Source organism: Alicyclobacillus macrosporangiidus CPP55 (assembly GCF_000702485.1).
Lineage (GTDB): Bacteria > Bacillota > Bacilli > Alicyclobacillales > Alicyclobacillaceae > Alicyclobacillus_H > Alicyclobacillus_H macrosporangiidus_B.
Window position 1 is genome coordinate 2,528,423 of record NZ_JNIL01000001.1, and the last position, 16,891, is coordinate 2,545,313.

Consider the following 16,891-nt stretch of genomic DNA (forward strand, 5'->3'; position numbering starts at 1 on the left):
GTCCGCTGCCTCCGGCATACGGGTGCCGGGATCTGGCAACACTACACCTGACACAGAAAGGACGGTCGAGGCGAATGGGATTCTACAACCCCGACACTCCCGGGAAACCCCGTGCCCAAGGTGCCATGCGGTGGGTGGCCACCGTGGTGGTCTCCGCATTGGCCGGCGCCGGTGCGACGCTCGCCGCCCTGCCTGCGTTGGAGCGCACAGGCCTGGATCAACCAGCCGTTCCTGCGGTGTCACGGGAACCGGCCACCAGCCCTGTCGGACAAACCGTGACCTCGGTCAGCGTGTCGGTGGCCGATGGCATCACTCAGGCGGTCAAGAAGGTGGAGCCGGCGGTCGTCGGTGTGGTCAACTACGCGCGCGTCTCTGACTTTTTCACACAGACGTCGAAATTGGAAGCGACCGGTGTCGGCACGGGCGTGCTGTTTCACAAGGACGCTCAGTACGGTTTTATCGTCACGAACAACCACGTCGTCGAAGGGGCGGCGAAGGTGGAGGCGGTGCTGGAACAAGGCAAACACGTGTTGGCCAGCGTCGTCGGCACCGACCCGTATACGGACTTGGCCGTGCTGCGTGTGCCGGTGGCGCCGTTCAAGGACGTGCAACCCGCTCAGTTCGCGAACTCCGATGAGGTGGAGGTGGGGGAACCGGCCATCGCCATCGGGACGCCGATGGGGCTGGATTTCGCGGACACCGTCACCGCGGGCATCGTGAGCGCGAAACAGCGCATCATGCCTGTGGAGGAACCGCAGACGCACCAGACGCTCGACTATCAGGCGGTGATTCAGACCGACGCGGCCATCAATCCAGGCAACAGTGGCGGCCCGCTGGTCAACATCCACGGGGACGTCATCGGGATCAACAGCAGCAAGATCGTGGCGCCGAACTTCGAGGGGATGGGCTTCGCGATTCCCGCCAACGCGGTGCGCGCCATCGCCCAGGAAATCATGCAGACGGGGCACGCGTCCCATCCGGCCTTGGGGATCAGCGGCTATTCGCTGTCCTCGCTTCCTCAACAGTGGTGGCCTGACGTGCCCGTCGACTACGGCGTGTTCGTGCGCAGCGTCGGCAGCGCGAGCGTGAAACAGGCCGGGCTGCAGCCGCAAGATGTGATCGTCGGGATCGACGGCAAGACCGTGAAGAACATGGCCGATCTGCGGACCTACCTCTTTCAGAAGAAGCCGGGGGACAAGGTGACGCTGCGGGTGTACCGCGGCAGTCGCCAGCTGGATATGACCGTGCAACTGGGGGAGATGCAGTCCCAGAACACCACCGCGGCAGGTGCGGGCGAGGACGGGCGCGGTGCAGAGGCAGAGACCCCGTTCGGGTTGCCCAATCCGTTCGGGGACTGAGGGGCGGCCGTGCAGCTCGTCCTCCTGGCCGTCGGCCGGCTGAAAGAGCGGTATTGGCGGGAGGCGCAGGCGGAGTACGCCAAGCGCCTCTCTGGCACGGTTCAATTGGACATCCACGAGGTCGACGATGAACCCGCTCCCGATTCGGCCAGCGATGCACAGCGGTTGGCCGTGCTCGATCGTGAGGCGTCGCGGTTAGAGCGGTATCTCCGGGATCGGGACGGCTTGGTGGTGCTGGACATCGCCGGCCGGGTACTGTCGTCGGAGCAGTGGAGTGACGAGTACCAGCGCTTGATGCAATCCGGTTTTGGACGGCTCGTGTTCATCGTCGGCGGTTCCTACGGGCTACATCCGCGCCTGTTGGGCCGCGCTCACCTGAGATGGAGTTTCGGCCCCGCGACATTTCCACATCAACTGGCGCGTATCATGGCATTGGAGCAGATCTACCGCGGCATTCGGATTGCCTCAGGCGCCCCGTATCACAAATGATGCAGGGCGTCCGGGGGCGCCACGGTGCCTCCGGTGACAGTGGTGGAGTCCACTGGAGTGGCCGGTGCCACTCGAAACGCGGTTCCCGCCAATGACTCCTGTCTTTGCCGAGCGCAAGGGCCAGGGGTGTTTGGCGTCTTTTTGTCCTCTTTCGCCTTTGCGTTCGGCACCAGAACGAGCGCGGAGGGATAGACGTGAATGACGTATGGATGCCTGCCGTCCTGTGGATGGGGATGGCGCTGGCGGCCGGGATGGTGTCGGCCCGGACCGGGGTGTCGGTCGCGCTGGTGGAGATCGTCGTCGGTGTACTGGCAGGAAATGTCATGCACGTGACGGTTCAGCCAACTACACGACGGCGATGATGGCCACAGGGCTGACCTTTGGGACCATCTCGTCCCTGTATGGGTTGAACCACCGCATCATCACCGAGGCGCAGTACACCGCTCTGGTTACGGTGGTCATCCTCAGCGCTCTCATCCCCACCTTCGTGGCCCAGGTGTTCTTCTTCCCCGGCAAACGCGCGTCCGAAACCACAGACAAGCCGGCCGTGCCCGCCGTATCCCCTGGGACGCCCGACGGAGGCGCGTGACGCTCGTCATACCTCGTCCCCCGCACGCATACGGTGTAACAAGATCCACGCGAATCGGCGATGAGGCTCGCCACAACCGTCTGTCCGACAGACCGATGGCTCCTGCCCGGCGGCGTGCCACAATGGTCATCCGCCCGGGGGGAGTCTTTTTGTGGAGGTGGCCGATGAACAGCCAACTGATCTCGCTCGCGCTGGTCAGCTTCGTGGTGGCCATCGACAACGCCCTCCTGGCCGGAATGATTGTGCCGTGGACGCCGAGGCAACAGAAATCCGTCATCATCACGGCGGCAGGGATGGCGCTCGGCCTGGTGCAGATCCTGCTGGCCATCGGAGTGGGCCACCTGCTTCAACAGCTCACGTTTCGCATCGGCGCGACCCTGATGCTGACCTGGATGTGCGCGCGGACGCTGACGATGATGCCGTCTTCTGCCCGCGGATGTTCCCTGTGGGGTCAGATCTGGCGCGTCCTCCTCTACACGGTGGTCGGCAATCTGGACAACATGATCTGGTTGGGCACTGAGCTGAAAAGCCGATACCTGTGGCTGGTCTTCTTCTCCACCGCGACGATCCCGTTGTTCATCGTGATCGCCCTGTTTCTGTCGGCCCAATGTGAGCGGCACCGATGGATCCTCATCCTTGGCGCGGGCATGATGGCCTGGGCCGCCGCGGGCTTGATCCTGCCGGATCTCCGCTGGCACCAGATGGCGCAAGACCTGGCGCTGCTGGTTGAGCGGGCGGGTGCCGCGGCAGTCATTCTCGCCATCGGGTTTCTGTGGCGGTGGTGGGCGGCGGGGCGTGCGACGGGATGAAGGTTTGGCGCATACAATCCCTGCCGCCGCCCATCATGGAGGATGACGAGGAATCGAAGGAGGCGGTGGGGATGGATCGCATCCGGACGCCGAAGGCACTGGCCGAGCCCGGTCAGGTTCGGATGGAGCCGGAGATCAGCCCGTTCGAACTGAAGAACCAACTGATTCAACTGGCGCAGGAACACCAGCGCAAGAGCGCGCGGGTGATGCTGGACGCCGGGCGCGGCAACCCGAATTGGGTGGCCGCCGCGCCGCGGGAGGCGTTTTTCGCGCTGGGCCAGTTCGCCATGACAGAGTGCCGGCGCGTTTGCGACGAGGGGGATCTGGCGGGCAAACCCCGCCGCGACGGAATGGGTGCGCGCTTTGAGGCGTTCGCCGCCGCGCACCGGGACACACCCGGGGTGGCGCTGCTGCAGCGCATCGTCCAGTGGGGTGTGGACCGCTGCGGATTCTCGGCGGAGGAGTGGCTGTATGAGCTCGTCGACGGGATCGTCGGGGACAACTACCCGACCCCGGACCGCATGTTGACCCGGGTGGAACGGGTGATGCACCAGTACCTCATCCGGGAGCTTTGCCAGGGAGACGAAAGCTGCGGGCCGTTCGATCTCTTCGCGACCGAGGGCGGGACGGCCGCCATGTGCTACCTGTTCGACACCCTGCTGGCCAACCGGCTGCTCAGGCGGGGAGACCGAGTGGCCGTCGGCGTGCCGATCTTCCCGCCGTACGTCGAGATTCCCCAGCTCCATCGCTACGACTTTGACGTGGTGGAGGTCCGCGCCACCGGCAGGGACGAGGCGGGCCGCCACACCTGGCAGTATCCGCCGGAAGAGGTGGAGAAACTGGCCGATCCATCGGTGAAGGCGTTCTTCCTCGTCAACCCGAGCAATCCGCCGTCGGTGGCCATGGCGCCGGAGACGGTTCGCCGGGTCGTGGAACTGGTGCGTGAGCATCACCCGAACCTGATGATCATCACCGACGACGTGTACGCCACATTCGTCGATGGGTTCCGCTCGCTGCTCGCCGAGCTGCCGCATAACACCGCGGCCGTGTACTCGCTGTCGAAGTACTTCGGGGTCACCGGCTGGCGCCTCGGGGTGATCGCCGTGCACCGGGACAACGTGTTCGACCGCCTTCTCCGCGCGCATCCGGAGGAGGTCCGGCGCGAACTGGCGGCGCGGTACGCCTTCGTGACGCCGCGCGTCGAAGAGCTTCGCTTCGTCGATCGCCTGGTGGCGGACAGCCGCCAGGTGGCCCTGAACCACACGGCGGGGCTGTCGACGCCTCAGCAGGTGCAGATGGCGCTGATGGCCGTTTTCGCGCTCCTGGACGCGGACGACACGTACAAGCGTCAGACCCAGGCCATCTGCAGGCGGCGCATGCGCCTCTTGTACGAGGGGCTGGGGATGCCGGAGCCGCGGCTTCCGCTGGACGCGGACTACTACACCGAGTTCGACCTGGAGGAGTGGTCAAACCTCCACTACGGGCGGGCGTTCACGGAGTACCTGACGTCGCGTCACTCGCCCCTGGAGGTGCTCTACCGGCTCGCCGAGCGATCGGCCATCGTGCTTTTGCCGGGCGGGGGATTTCACGGGCCGCGCTGGTCCGTGCGCGTCTCCTTGGCCAACCTGGACGACGACGCGTACCGCACCATCGGCCGGGTGCTGCACGAGGTGCTGGAGGAGTTCGTCGCCGAGTGGCGCGGCGCCCCATGACGGGGCGCCCGAGCCAATTTCCTAGTTGCGGTGCCGATCCTCGTGGTCGTACGCCACGAGCACGATCTCCTCGGCCGTCTCCGCACTCAGTTGACGTTCCCACTCGCGGATGCGCTCCACCAGGTCGGGGCGCAGCGACGCAGGTTTGAATCCGCGGTTCGCCGGACGCTGTGCATCGTTCACACGGGCCACCTCCACCTCCTGTTATGACCCGCTGTCTGGAAAGTTATTCCCTGGCGGAGCCCCTCGGGGCTCCCTTGGCGGACGCCGCCAGAAACGCCCGAATGCGATCCCGCTGCGCCCACACATCGGCCCGCGCCATGGCGGCGTTGGCCAACAGGCCTCGTTTCGACCACCACGATGCCGGGCCAAAGGCGGGCTGCAGTGGCAGGACATCGTCGCCCGCCAGATCGGCCTCCACCGATTCCTGAAGCATCACGTCCACGGACCGGCGCAGGACGCGGAACAAGGAATCCGGCCGCCAACCGGGTTGGAGGCGGTGCAGATTCACCGCGAGGATGCGGTCGCAGCCCGCCTGGCGGAGGACGCGGACCGGGATGAGATCCCGGAGGCCTCCGTCGGCCAACACCCAGTCCGCAATACGCACCGGCGTGACGACGCCCGGGATGGCGCAGCTGGCGAGCAGAGCGAGGCTCAGGTCGGGCGGCTGGACGGCGACGCCCCTCTGGCACAGCGCGGGGTGGGTGCTGAAGACGACGGGCTTCCCGCTGACCAGATCGGCCGCCACCACGGCGAAGGGAATTCGGGGGGTGCGATCCCGGAGCAAGCCTGCCAACCACAACCGCAGCCGCCGCCCTTGGAAGAGACCGGGCGCAATCCAGTCGGGATCGGGCCGCACGCGTCGAACCACGGCGTGGTACGCGCTGCGCGTGACGGGGAAGGCGTAATCGAAGAGACGGACCCCGGGGAAGCGGGCCGCCAGGCGCAGGCAGGCCTCGGGGCTGTATCCGTGCGCGTACAAGGCCGTCACCAAGGCGCCTGCGCTGGTGCCCGCCACCAGGTCGGGACGGACGCCCATGTCGTGCAGCGCCTGCAGGACGCCGACGTGCACGGTGGCCAACAGCTCTCCTCCGCATAGGGCGACGCCTACGCGGGGCCGCCTTGCGGCCGGCCTCGGAATTTCGTGCGCTGCTTTCGTCCACTTTCCATTCATGTGCTGAAGCCTCCGGATGGCAGCCTATGCCGGAGGCACGGTTTGTGGTGCCGGTCCCCGAGGGGTATCATAGGGGCGTCAAACTGCGGAGGGGAGGGACCTCATTGGCACAGCGCCGGTACCTCTTGCTGGTCACCCTGGCCCTCGGCATGCTGCTGAATCCTCTGAACTCCTCAATGATCTCGGTGGCCATCGCGCGTTTCCAGGACGTCTATGGGCTCAGCTTCGAGCAAGTGTCGTGGATCATCTCCACGTATTATCTCGCCAGTGCCATTGGACAGCCCGTCATGGGGAAGCTGGCCGATCTCTTCGGCCCCAAACGGAGCTTCCTGACGGGCTTGGTGGTCGTGGCGGTGTCCTGTCTGTTGGCGCCGGTGTCCCCGTCGTTCGACTGGCTGATCGCGTTTCGCATCGTGCAATCCCTCGGCACCAGCGCCATCTACCCGGCGGGGATGGCGATCATCCGCCGCACGGTCAGCGAGGGGCAGGCCCGGGCGCTGGCGTTTCTGGCCGTGTTCTCCTCCGGATCGGCCGCGTTCGGCCCGACCGTCGGCGGCCTTCTGCTGCACTGGCGCGACTGGCCCGCCATCTTCTTCGTGAACTTTCCCTTCATCCTCACGAGTTTCTTCCTGGCGCTGTGGGTGTTGCCGGGTGCGGCCGGGGCCGCGGTGAACCGGGCACCCGCCCGTGCGAAAGCCGGCGAGGTGATCCGGGCCGTCGATCCCCTCGGCGTCGCGCTCTTCGCCATCGGGATCGTCGGCCTGTTGATGGGGCTGTTGTCCATCCGCACGGGCGTGCGCTGGGTCCCGGGTGTGGCCGGGATCGCCGCCCTGGCGCTTTTCGTGGTATGGGAGCTGAAGGTCGACCGGCCATTCATCGACCTGCGCCTGTTCGCCCGCAGCCGCATGTTGACCTGGGTGCACATCCAGTTCGTCGTGGTGAACATCATCTTCTACAGCATCTTCTTCGGCGTCCCGACCTATCTGGAGGAAGTCCGCCATTTCGACGCGCGCACCACCGGCCTGCTGATGCTCTGCATCGCGGGCTTCGGCGTCGTCGTGTCGCCCTTGGCGGGCCGCTGGATCGATCGCGCGGGCTCCCGCGCACCGCTGATGCTCGCCGGGGCCATCATGGCGACCGGATCGATCCTGTTGACCACGGTGCACGAGGCGTCTCCGGTGGGCTGGCTGGTGGTGGTGTTCTCGGTGCTCGGGCTGGCGGGCGGCTTCAACAACGTCGGCCTGCAGGCGGCCCTGTTCGCCAGCGCGCCGAAGGAGGTCATCGGCACAGCCTCGGGGCTGTTCATGACCGCCAGGTACCTCGGTACCATCCTCTCGTCCATTCTGCTCGGCCTCGTGTTCGGGGCCTCGCCGACCACTGGACGGTTGCGCGTGCTCGGCCTCCTGTTGGCGGCGCTGGCGGTGTGGGTGTTCTGGATGAGCTGGCGTCTCCCGCGCGGACGGGCGCGGGCATAGGGACCCCTCTGGCAGGCCGCGGCCATTGACAACCGGGGCACCTCTGTCTACACTAGTCGTAAATTTCATAGCGGCTCACGTGATTCTTATCGAGAGAAGCTGAGGGACTGACCCTGTGACGCTTCGGCAACCAGCGGCCATCGCCCGTGCGGCGGGCGGGCTGCCCGGTGCCAATTTCAGAGGAACGCGGAAGCGGATCCGAAGATGAGAAGCATGTAGCATCGCAAACCGGCGGATGCCATGTGCCCTTCTCTCTGGTGAGAAGGGCTTTTCGTTTCTGTTCCTTGGATGGGGGGAGGCGCCATGACACGAAGCATTCAGCGTGCCCTGCAGGAACGCATCCTGGTGCTCGACGGGGCCATGGGGACGATGATTCAACAGCAGAACCTGACAGAACGCGACTTCGGCGGCAGGGCGTACGACGGGTGCAACGAGTACCTGTGTCTGACGCGGCCGGATGTCATCCTCTCCATCCACCGCGCCTACCTGGAGGCCGGGGCGGACATCATCGAGACCAACTCGTTCGGCGGCACGCCGCTGGTGCTCGCGGAGTACGGGTTGGCGGACCGGGCCCGGGAGATCAACCGGGCAGCCGCGGCGCTGGCCCGCCAGGCCGCCGACGCGTTCAGCACGGAGGCGTGGCCGAGGTTTGTGGCGGGTTCCATGGGGCCGACGACCAAGAGCCTCAGCGTCACCGGCGGGGCGACGTTCGACGAGCTGGTCGCGTCGTACGCCGAGCAGGCGCGAGGCCTCCTGGAAGGCGGTGTCGACGTGCTCCTGGTCGAGACGGCGCAGGATCTGCTCAACGTCAAGGCGGCCAGCCTCGGCATCCGGCAGGCGTTCGCCGACACCGGGCGGGAGGTGCCCATCCTCATCTCCGGCACCATCGAGCCGATGGGCACCACCCTGGCGGGGCAGACCATCGAGGCGTTGTACCTGGCCGTCGAGCACCTCCAGCCGCTGGCGGTGGGGCTCAACTGCGCGACGGGTCCCGAGTTCATGCGCGATCACGTTCGTGCCCTCGCCTTGCTCGCATCCTGCGGGGTCAGCTGCTACCCGAACGCCGGCCTGCCCGACGAGGAGGGTCACTACCACGAGACCCCGGCGAGCTTCGCCGCGAAGCTGGCCGATTTCATCGACCAGGGATGGCTCAACATCGTCGGCGGCTGCTGCGGCACCACGCCCGAGCACATCCGCGCCGTGCGCCAGGTGGTCGACGGCCGGGCGCCGCGCCGTCTTGCGCCGCCGCACGGACACGCCGTCTCCGGCCTCGAGGCCGTGTTCCTCGAGGAGGACAACCGGCCCATCTTCGTCGGCGAGCGCACCAACGTCATCGGATCGCGCAAGTTCCGCCAGTTGATTGCGGCGGGCGAGTACGAGGCGGCGTCGGAGATCGCGCGGGCGCAAGTGAAATCCGGGGCGCAGGTGGTGGACATCTGCCTGGCCGACCCCGACCGGGACGAGTTGGCGGATATGGTCCGGTTCCTGCCGCACGTGGTGAAAAAGGTCAAGGTGCCGCTGATGATTGACTCCACCGACGCCGCGGTCGTGGAGGCCGCGTTGAAGTTTTCGCAGGGCAAGGCCATCATCAATTCCACCAACCTGGAGGACGGCGAGCCGCGCCTCGCCCGCTTCGCCGAGCTGGCACGCCGCTACGGGGCGGCGCTGGTGGTCGGGACCATCGACGAGCGGGGCATGGCCGTGACCCGCGAGCGCAAGCTGGAGGTCGCCCTGCGCAGCGTCGACCTGCTCGTGAACCGGTACGGGTTGGCCGCGCGGGACATCGTGATCGATCCGTTGACCTTCCCGGTCGGCACGGGGGATGAGAAGTACATCGGATCGGCGAAGGAGACCATCGAGGGCATCCGGCTCATCCGCCAACACCTGCCGGAATGCCCGACCCTCCTCGGCATCAGCAACGTCTCCTTCGGCCTGCCTCCGGCCGGGCGCGAAGTGTTGAATTCGGTCTTTCTCTACGAGTGCACCAAGGCGGGGCTCGGCTACGCGATTGTCAACACCGAGCGGCTGCAGCGCTACGCCTCCATCCCGCCCGAGGAGCGGGCGCTGTGCGAGCGGCTCTTGTTTGAGACGAGCGATAAGGTGGTGGCCGAGTTCACGGCGTTCTACCGGTCCAAGAAGACGGCGGAGAAGCCGCCCGCCGCGTCGCTGCCCGTGGAGGAACGGTTGGCCCGGCATATCGTGGACGGCACCAAGGAGGGACTGTACGCCGACCTGGACGAGGCTCTGCAGAAGTACGCGCCGCTCGACATCATCAACGGGCCCCTGATGGACGGGATGAACGAGGTCGGGCGCCTGTTCAACAACAACGAATTGATTGTCGCCGAAGTTCTGCAGAGCGCGGAGGTCATGAAAGCGGCCGTCGCCTACCTGGAGCCGCACATGGAGAAGCAGGAGACGGCGACCAAGGGCACGGTGCTGCTGGCCACCGTCAAAGGGGACGTGCACGACATCGGCAAGAACCTGGTCGAGATCATCCTGTCGAACAACGGGTTCCGCGTCGTCAACCTGGGCATCAAGGTGCCGCCGGAACAGTTGATTCAGGCGTACCGGGAGGTGAAGCCGGACATCATCGGCCTCTCCGGCCTGCTCGTCAAATCCGCCCAGCAGATGGTGTTGACGGCCGGAGACCTGCGTCACGCGGGTGTCGACGTGCCGCTTCTGGTGGGCGGGGCGGCGCTCACGCGCAAGTTCACGTACACGAAGATCCAGCCGGCGTACGAGGGGACGGTGATCTACGCCAAGGACGCGATGGAGGGGCTGGAGTACGCCAACCGGCTGGCCGCGGGCGGCGCGGAGCGGGACCGGTTGCGGGAGGAGGTGGCACAGGTGCAGGCGCAGATGCAGGCGGGCACAGCACCCGCGGCGGACGCCGATGCGGGGCAGGGGCATCGGGTGTCCGACGTGCGCCGGGACGCGCCCGTGTTCGTGCCGCCCGACTGCCGCAGGCACGTGCTGCGCCACTACCCGCTGTCCCACATCCGGCCGTACCTGAACCTGCAGATGCTCCTCGGGAAGCACCTGGGGCTTCCCGGAAACGTGGAGAAGCGGATCGCCGAGGGGGACGAGAAGGCTCTGTCGCTGCTCGCGATGGTGGAGGAATTGTTGGACCAGTGCGATCGCGAAGGGTGGCTGACAGCCCACGCCGTGTACCGGTTCTTCCCGGCGCAGGCGGACGGGGATGCCATTCTCATCTGCGATCCGGACGATCCCGCCCGCGTCCTCGAACGCTTCCCGTTCCCGCGGCAACAGAAGCCGCCCTATCTGTGCCTGGCGGATTTCGTCCGGCCGAAGGAGAGCGGCGTCCTCGACTATGTGGCGTTTTTCACCGTCACAGCCGGCCGGGGGGTGCGCGAACTGGCGGAGCAGTGGAAGCGGGACGGGGACTACCTGCGCAGCCACGCCCTGCAAGCACTGGCTCTGGAGATGGCGGAGGCGTTCGCGGAACGCCTGCATCAGATCCTGCGCGATCAGTGGGGCTTCCCCGATCCGCCGGAGATGACGATGCGCGAGCGGTTCATCGCCCGCTACCAAGGCATCCGGGTGTCGTTCGGGTATCCCGCTTGCCCGGACCTCGAGAACCAGGCGCCGCTCTTCCGGCTGCTGGAGCCGGAGGACATCGGGGTACGGTTGACCGACGGGTACATGATGGACCCGGAGGCGAGCGTATCGGCCATGGTGTTCGCCCACCCGGAGGCGCGCTATTTCAATGTCGAGTGAGGAGGGGGCACGGATGACACAAACGGGGCGGTCATGGTGGGAACGGGCCCGGGCGGGCGTCTTGGTCGGCGACGGGGCGATGGCCACTCAACTGCATCAGATGGGGGTGCCGATCCGCGCCTGCTGCGAGGCGCTGTGCGTCTCCCGCCCGGAGCTGGTGGAGCGGGTGCACCGCGCGTACCTGGTCGCTGGTTCGGACTGGATCCAGACCAACACCTTCGGCGGGCACAGGGCCGCGCTCGCCCGGTACGGGATGGAGGACCAGGTGCGTGAGATCAACCGTGCGGCGGTCCGCGTGGCGCGGCAGGCGGTGGAGCGGGCCGCAGAGGCGAGGGCCTGCGTGGACGCCGGGGGTGGTGCGGACGGGATCGATCGCGCGGGGCGCACCGGGCCTGCGGCGGTCTTGGGCACCATTGGTTCGGCGCTCGATCTCGTCGCCCCCGGCGGCATGGAGGCGCGCCATCGGGCGTGGCTGCGCGGGCTGTTCGAGGAGCAGGCGGAGGCCCTCTTGGCGGCAGGCGTAGACGGCCTGCTATTGGAGACGTTCCCGGCCTTGGACGAGCTCCTGCTGGCGCTGGATGCGGTCCGCCGGCTCACCGATCGGCCCGTGCTGGCCCACCTCTCCCCCGATGCTGTCGGCGTGACCCGAGACGGAGTCCCGGTGCGTGAAGCCTTCACCGCGCTGCTTCATGCGGGAGCGGACGGTGTGGGATTGAACTGCCGCCTGGGTCCGAACGGCGTCTTGCGCACTTACGAAGGGGTGGCGAGGCAACCGGGGGTGGTGTATTCGGCGGCGCCGAACGCCGGCATGCTCCACCTGGTGGATGGGGACATCGCCTACACGGGCGATCCGGACTACTTCGCGGCCGTGGGGGAACAACTCGTGCACTGGGGCGTGCGCGTGATCGCGGGATGCTGCGGCACGACCCCGGCGCACATCCGAAAGCTAAAGGAACGGCTCCAGGCGGCCGGATGGACAGGGGCTGCAGCCGGTGACCGTGATGGATTCCCGCCGGAGGCGGCGGGACCGGACGGAGCACCGGAGGGATCGAAGGCACCCGAGCGGGTGCAGGTCCGGGTGCAGCTGTCCGGGGCAGGTGCCGAGGACGAGGGGCGGGGACAATCGCCGGCGGGCGCGGGGACCCTGCCGCCGGGCGCGGCGAGGCCGAGGGGCACGGCGTCCACGCCGGACCTTGGGCACCGGCGGGATCGCTCGCCGAGCGGGCGAAGCGCGGCCGCACGGTGGTGGTGGAGCTGGACCCGCCGCGCACCCTGGACGTACGGCGTTATCTGGAGGGAGCGCTCGCCCTCCAGCGGGCGGGGGCGGACGCCATCACGCTGGCGGACAATTCTCTGGGTCAGGTCCGGGTCAGCAATATGGCCGTCGCCAGCCTGCTCAAGCAGGCGGGCGTGGAGCCGCTCGTGCACGTCACGTGCCGGGACCGCAACCTGATTGGCCAACAGTCTCACCTGATGGGCCTGCATGTGCTGGGCATTCACCACGTGCTCCTGGTGACGGGCGATCCGTCCCGCTTCGGCGACCTCCCGGGGGCCACCTCCGTGTACGACGTCTCTTCCATCGAGCTGACGAAGATGGTGAAGCGGCTGAATCAAGGGATCGCCTTCTCTGGCCAGCCGATGAAACACCCCTCCCGGTTCGTGGTCGGCACGTCGTTCAACCCGCACGTGGCGAATTTTGAAAAGGCGATCGATCGCCTGCGCCGCAAGCTCGACGCAGGGGCCGACTTCGTGATGACGCAGCCTGTGTTCGACATGCGGATGTTCGAGCGTATCGCCCGGGCGGCGGAGCCGTTCGGCGTTCCCGTGTTCGCGGGGGTCATGCCGCTCACGAGCGCCCGCAACGCGCGTTTCTTGCACCATGAGGTTCCGGGCATCCGCATCCCGGACGAGATCCTGGGCCGGATGGAGGCCGCATCGCCGGAAGCGGCGGCCGAAGAGGGGCTCTCCATCGCGGAGACCTTGTTGGATGAGGCGATGCGCTGCTTCAACGGCATCTACCTCGTCACACCGTTTTTGCGCTACGACCTGACCGTACGGCTGGTCCAGTTTGTACGGGCCCGTGCGGATGCGCCGCTGGCCCCGCGGGCGGCGGAGGCCTGAACCTGCAGAGGGCGGAAGGGGACGAACATTTGCCGGGTCCCCACCACCGTTCGACATACTTTGCACCAAACCTTCGATAGAATGCCGGTGGATGGAACTCTCCGAACCGCCAAACGCGGCGGAGACACTGACGGAGGACACGAGGGGGAACGTTGGGTGGCGCGATGGAAAGCTTTCGGTGTGGCGTTGATGACCGGGGCCTTGGGGATGGTGGCCCTTCCGTCCGTCGGCATGGCCGATTCGGAGCAGGAGATCCCGCAGGGGGTGGGTTCCGGTATCCTTCAAAACGCGTCCTATTTTGGGGATGTGCCCGACGACACGCCGGTCACCGTCGACATCGTCATGAAGGTTCAAAACCAGGATGATTTGGAGGCATTCATCACCCAGACCACGGACCCGCGCAGTCCAAACTATCGTCACTATTTGACGCCGGTCCAGTTTAAGCAGAGATACGCACCCAGCGACGGCGAGATTCGGCAGATCACCGCGTATCTCGCGCAGTTCGGCATCCAATCGACCGTGTACCCGGACAATCTGATCATCACCGCCAACGGAACGGCCGGGCAGTTCAACCGGGCCTTCAATATCGCCTTGAAGTGGGCCCAGTTCGATGGAAAGCGCTTCCACGCGACCAAGGCCAACCCCAAGTTTCCTAGCTCACTGGCCCAGGACATCCTGTGCGTGCTCGGGCTCAGCGATTATTCCGATTTCACCGCGCGTTTGATCAAACGGGCCGACGTGTCAGGCAATGACACGCCCGTGGGCCCGCTCAACCTGAAGCCGCAGGATCTCATCCAGCACTATCATGTACAGCCGCTGTACGACAAAGGGGCGACAGGGGCCGGGCAGACCATCGGGATCGTGACCCTGGCCGACTTCAATGCGGAGGACGCCTACGCCTTCTGGAGCCAGATGGGCATTCCCGTCAAGGGGAACCGCATCACGGAGATCCCCGTCGACGGCGGGACCGGATGGGACGGATACGAGGAGACCACGCTCGACGTGCAGCAGGCGGGGGCGCTGGCACCTCAGGCGGACATTCGGGTATACGAGGGGCCGAACTCAGACACCGGTTTCATCGACACGTTCGCCCGCGCCATCAACGACAATGTGGCGCAGCAGATATCGGTCAGCTGGGGCTGGAGCGAGCCAGGCATCCAGTATGCCATCGATCTGCAGATGGAGACGCCGCAGTACGCTTACGCGTACAATCAGTTGTTCATGCAGGCGGCGGCGCAGGGGCAGTCGATGTTCGCCGCGTCGGGGGATGAGGGGGCGTATGACGCGGTCCGCGAGTTCGGCCTGAAGTCGGGGATTCCGGGGGTCGCCAATCTGTCCGTCGACAACCCCGCGGACAGCCCGTACATCACCGCGGCGGGCGGTACGACGCTGCCGTTCCACTTCCACTCGAATTCCACTGGGATCGACGTGCGAAACGATCAGGAGCGCGCCTGGGGCTGGGATTACCTGTATCCGTACTTCGACGCACGCGGCTTCAACGACCCTGACGATTGGGCTGATAGATACTTGGTCGGCGGCGGGGGCGGATTCAGCGCCTTCTTCCCGACGCCCGCCTACCAGCAGGGCGTGCCGGGCGTCAACCGTTATACGGGCGTACTGCAGTGGATTCCGAGCTCGGATGGATCGACGTTGACGCGCGCGAAGCAGCTCAGCGTCGTCACCGGGAAAGGATCTGGGCGGAACATGCCGGATTTGTCGATGAACGCCGACCCGTACACGGGGTATCTGGTGTACCTGAGCGATCCGGGCCAGCCGGGCAGCAACAGCGGGTATGCCACGTTCGGCGGGACCAGCTTTGTGTCGCCGCAGCTCGCCGGCCTGACGGCCCTGATCAACGACGCGGACAACACCCGGGTCGGGTTCTGGAACCCGCAGATCTACCGCTTCGCGACACAGAAGGATTCGCCGTTCACGCCGCTCAACACCACCGGCGCGACCAACGACAACGACTTCTACACCGGGACTCCGGGGACGGTGTACAACCAGGCCACGGGCCTCGGCATCCCCGACATCGCGAAGTTGGCGAGCGCCTTCGCGAGCCGGCGCTGAGGCGTAGCGCGGACCCCGTCACGCCCGCGCTCGCGCTCCGCGTAAATTGGGGGGCCAGGTCCGCAGGCGCCGAAGGCCCGCCATCAGTGCCAGGCCCGCCCACAGGGCGAGCCACGGATCGATCGGGACGCGCATCCGATCCCATGCCGGGAAGAAGAAGAACAGACCGACGTAATACGCGAACATCCACCACAGGGCCAGTGGGCGACGATCCCCAGTGCGCCGCATCCACACGGCTTGAAGGACGACCCCGATGAGCGCCAACAGCAGCATGGCGCGGTATTCCCACAGGCCTGCGGCGTACGCCGCGCGCCGGAATCGCCCGGACACGGGCGGCTCGGCGTGGCCCACGGACCAGAAGAAGGCGTTGTCCACGCCGCGGAAGAGATTGCGCCACTTGACGAGGGCGAGCTGAATGGTCCGGCCGGGGTGCTGTTCGATGTACTGGACGGCCATGTGCTGCGCTTCCCGGTTTTCGTTGACCTCGTCGTACACGTAGTTGAGAAATGGATTGTCGCGCGGGTTGAGCGGCCAGAAGTACTCCCCGTTGGCGTGCGGGTTATTGCCCTGCCACAGGTTGACCCCGCCGTTGGTCGACACCGGGATGAAGGCGTGCAGGCGCACCCAGTTGCGCACCGTCACCGGGGCGATGGTCAAGCTCATCGCCAATGCCGCTGTCAGCGTCCACAGCGTCGCCCGCCGCCAGCCGGCCCGTGCACACAGCAGGTACAGCCACAGGGCGCCCGGCAGCAGCAGCGCCACCGGGCGCGTGATGCAGGCAAGCCCCGTCACCGCGCCGGACAAAGCGGCCAACGGCCATCCCCAGCGCGCCCCTGTCCGGCTCACCCACAGGAGGGCCGTCAGCGTAAAGAGGAAGGTGAACAGCATCTCGCTGCACAGGACGCTCGACCAGGCGACGTGCGGCACGTAGAGGGCCAGGGCCAGACCCCCGCAGATCCCCGTCCCCAGCCCGTGCAGCCGTTCCCCGATCCGGCAAACCACTCCCGCCGTCAACGCGTTGAGCACCACATTCGCGAGGACGCCGCTGAGCCAGTGCACCCCGGCGATGGCGTACACCCCAGCGAGGAACAGCGGGTAGCCGATCGGGAAATACGCCGTCGGGTGCCCGTCCACCAGGTACCCTTCCCCGCGCAGCAGATGGACCGCTTGATTCTGATACCAAGCGAAGTCGGTGGCCGGGATGGGGTGGACGAACCGAATCCAGGCGAGCCGGACCAGCAGCGCGGCGGCGATCACGCCGGCGCAAGCCAGCCAACTCCTGCGGTCTGAGGTCGGTGCGGATGCAAGATCCACGTGGGGCAATGGGCGTTCTCCTTTCAAGCGATATCGCCCGGC

The 16,891-nt window shown here is 66.6% G+C and carries 13 protein-coding genes, 1 pseudogene and 2 riboswitches; of the genes and pseudogenes, 11 read left to right on the forward strand and 3 right to left on the reverse strand.

Annotation, left to right across the window (positions count from 1 at the left end):
• Positions 1-125 precede the first annotated feature (125 nt).
• The 6 genes from N687_RS0112705 (at position 126) to aspD (ending at position 4,957) form a co-directional block, all read left to right on the forward strand.
• Positions 126-1,358, forward strand: a complete 1,233-nt coding sequence (locus N687_RS0112705; protein WP_051663598.1) for a S1C family serine protease — start codon at positions 126-128, stop codon at positions 1,356-1,358.
• A 9-nt stretch (positions 1,359-1,367) separates the two neighbouring features.
• On the forward strand, positions 1,368-1,847 hold the full coding sequence (locus tag N687_RS0112710; RefSeq protein WP_029422203.1) for a 23S rRNA (pseudouridine(1915)-N(3))-methyltransferase RlmH: 480 nt from the start codon (positions 1,368-1,370) through the stop codon (positions 1,845-1,847).
• 194 nt (positions 1,848-2,041) lie between these two features.
• Complete coding sequence (locus tag N687_RS23950; protein ID WP_156040138.1) at positions 2,042-2,209, forward strand: hypothetical protein; 168 nt, start codon at positions 2,042-2,044, stop codon at positions 2,207-2,209.
• Positions 2,209-2,436, forward strand: a complete 228-nt coding sequence (locus tag N687_RS0112720; RefSeq protein ID WP_035462255.1) for a hypothetical protein — start codon at positions 2,209-2,211, stop codon at positions 2,434-2,436. Before N687_RS23950 ends, N687_RS0112720 begins: the two co-directional genes overlap by 1 nt.
• Before the next feature lie 47 nt (positions 2,437-2,483).
• Positions 2,484-2,548: riboswitch (Fluoride riboswitch) on the forward strand.
• A gap of 52 nt (positions 2,549-2,600) precedes the next feature.
• Positions 2,601-3,245: a TerC family protein gene (locus tag N687_RS0112725; RefSeq protein WP_029422205.1), complete on the forward strand. Its 645-nt coding sequence runs from the start codon at positions 2,601-2,603 to the stop codon at positions 3,243-3,245.
• Positions 3,242-4,957: an aspartate 4-decarboxylase gene (gene aspD, locus N687_RS0112730; protein WP_231493470.1), complete on the forward strand. Its 1,716-nt coding sequence runs from the start codon at positions 3,242-3,244 to the stop codon at positions 4,955-4,957. The genes N687_RS0112725 and aspD overlap by 4 nt, the downstream gene beginning before the upstream one ends.
• Before the next feature lie 21 nt (positions 4,958-4,978).
• Here aspD and N687_RS23955 read toward each other — a convergent pair whose 3' ends face one another.
• Together N687_RS23955 and N687_RS0112740 are read right to left on the reverse strand one after the other, a co-directional pair.
• Positions 4,979-5,140: a hypothetical protein gene (locus N687_RS23955; RefSeq protein ID WP_156040139.1), complete on the reverse strand. Its 162-nt coding sequence runs from the start codon at positions 5,138-5,140 to the stop codon at positions 4,979-4,981.
• A gap of 43 nt (positions 5,141-5,183) precedes the next feature.
• The gene (locus N687_RS0112740) at positions 5,184-6,131 is read right to left on the reverse strand and encodes a patatin-like phospholipase family protein (protein WP_081841365.1); all 948 of its coding nucleotides are present in this window, start codon (positions 6,129-6,131) and stop codon (positions 5,184-5,186) included.
• A 104-nt stretch (positions 6,132-6,235) separates the two neighbouring features.
• On the opposite strand from N687_RS0112740, the gene N687_RS0112745 reads away from it, so the two are divergent.
• The 5 genes and pseudogenes from N687_RS0112745 to N687_RS0112765 all read left to right on the forward strand — a co-directional run bounded on the left by N687_RS0112745 (position 6,236) and on the right by N687_RS0112765 (position 15,535).
• Positions 6,236-7,606, forward strand: coding sequence for an MFS transporter (locus tag N687_RS0112745; RefSeq protein ID WP_029422208.1), 1,371 nt, complete (start codon positions 6,236-6,238; stop codon positions 7,604-7,606).
• Positions 7,607-7,689: 83 nt separating this feature from the next.
• Positions 7,690-7,817: riboswitch (SAM riboswitch) on the forward strand.
• Between the two features lie 92 nt (positions 7,818-7,909).
• On the forward strand, positions 7,910-11,344 hold the full coding sequence (gene metH / locus N687_RS0112750) for a methionine synthase (protein WP_029422209.1): 3,435 nt from the start codon (positions 7,910-7,912) through the stop codon (positions 11,342-11,344).
• A gap of 100 nt (positions 11,345-11,444) precedes the next feature.
• Positions 11,445-12,245 (forward strand): annotated as a pseudogene (locus N687_RS24810) (homocysteine S-methyltransferase family protein); the annotation flags it as partial.
• Positions 12,246-12,592: 347 nt separating this feature from the next.
• A complete protein-coding gene (locus N687_RS24450; RefSeq protein WP_231493471.1) occupies positions 12,593-13,465 on the forward strand; it encodes a methylenetetrahydrofolate reductase in 873 nt (290 codons plus the stop codon).
• 156 nt (positions 13,466-13,621) lie between these two features.
• Complete coding sequence (locus N687_RS0112765; protein ID WP_029422212.1) at positions 13,622-15,535, forward strand: S53 family peptidase; 1,914 nt, start codon at positions 13,622-13,624, stop codon at positions 15,533-15,535.
• A gap of 18 nt (positions 15,536-15,553) precedes the next feature.
• On the opposite strand, the gene N687_RS0112770 is transcribed toward N687_RS0112765, so the two are convergent.
• Complete coding sequence (locus N687_RS0112770) at positions 15,554-16,858, reverse strand: ArnT family glycosyltransferase (protein ID WP_051663217.1); 1,305 nt, start codon at positions 16,856-16,858, stop codon at positions 15,554-15,556.
• Positions 16,859-16,891 lie beyond the last annotated feature (33 nt).

Bases quoted from the DNA above. Each gene is read 5' to 3' on its own strand.
- N687_RS0112740 (WP_081841365.1), bottom strand. From the start codon at position 6,131: ATGAATGGAAAGTGGACGAAAGCAGCGCACGAAATTCCGAGGCCGGCC.
- N687_RS0112705 (WP_051663598.1), top strand. From the start codon at position 126: ATGCGGTGGGTGGCCACCGTGGTGGTCTCCGCATTGGCCGGCGCCGGT.
- aspD (WP_231493470.1), top strand. From the start codon at position 3,242: ATGAAGGTTTGGCGCATACAATCCCTGCCGCCGCCCATCATGGAGGAT.
- metH (WP_029422209.1), top strand. From the start codon at position 7,910: ATGACACGAAGCATTCAGCGTGCCCTGCAGGAACGCATCCTGGTGCTC.
- N687_RS0112725 (WP_029422205.1), top strand. From the start codon at position 2,601: ATGAACAGCCAACTGATCTCGCTCGCGCTGGTCAGCTTCGTGGTGGCC.
- N687_RS0112720 (WP_035462255.1), top strand. From the start codon at position 2,209: ATGGCCACAGGGCTGACCTTTGGGACCATCTCGTCCCTGTATGGGTTG.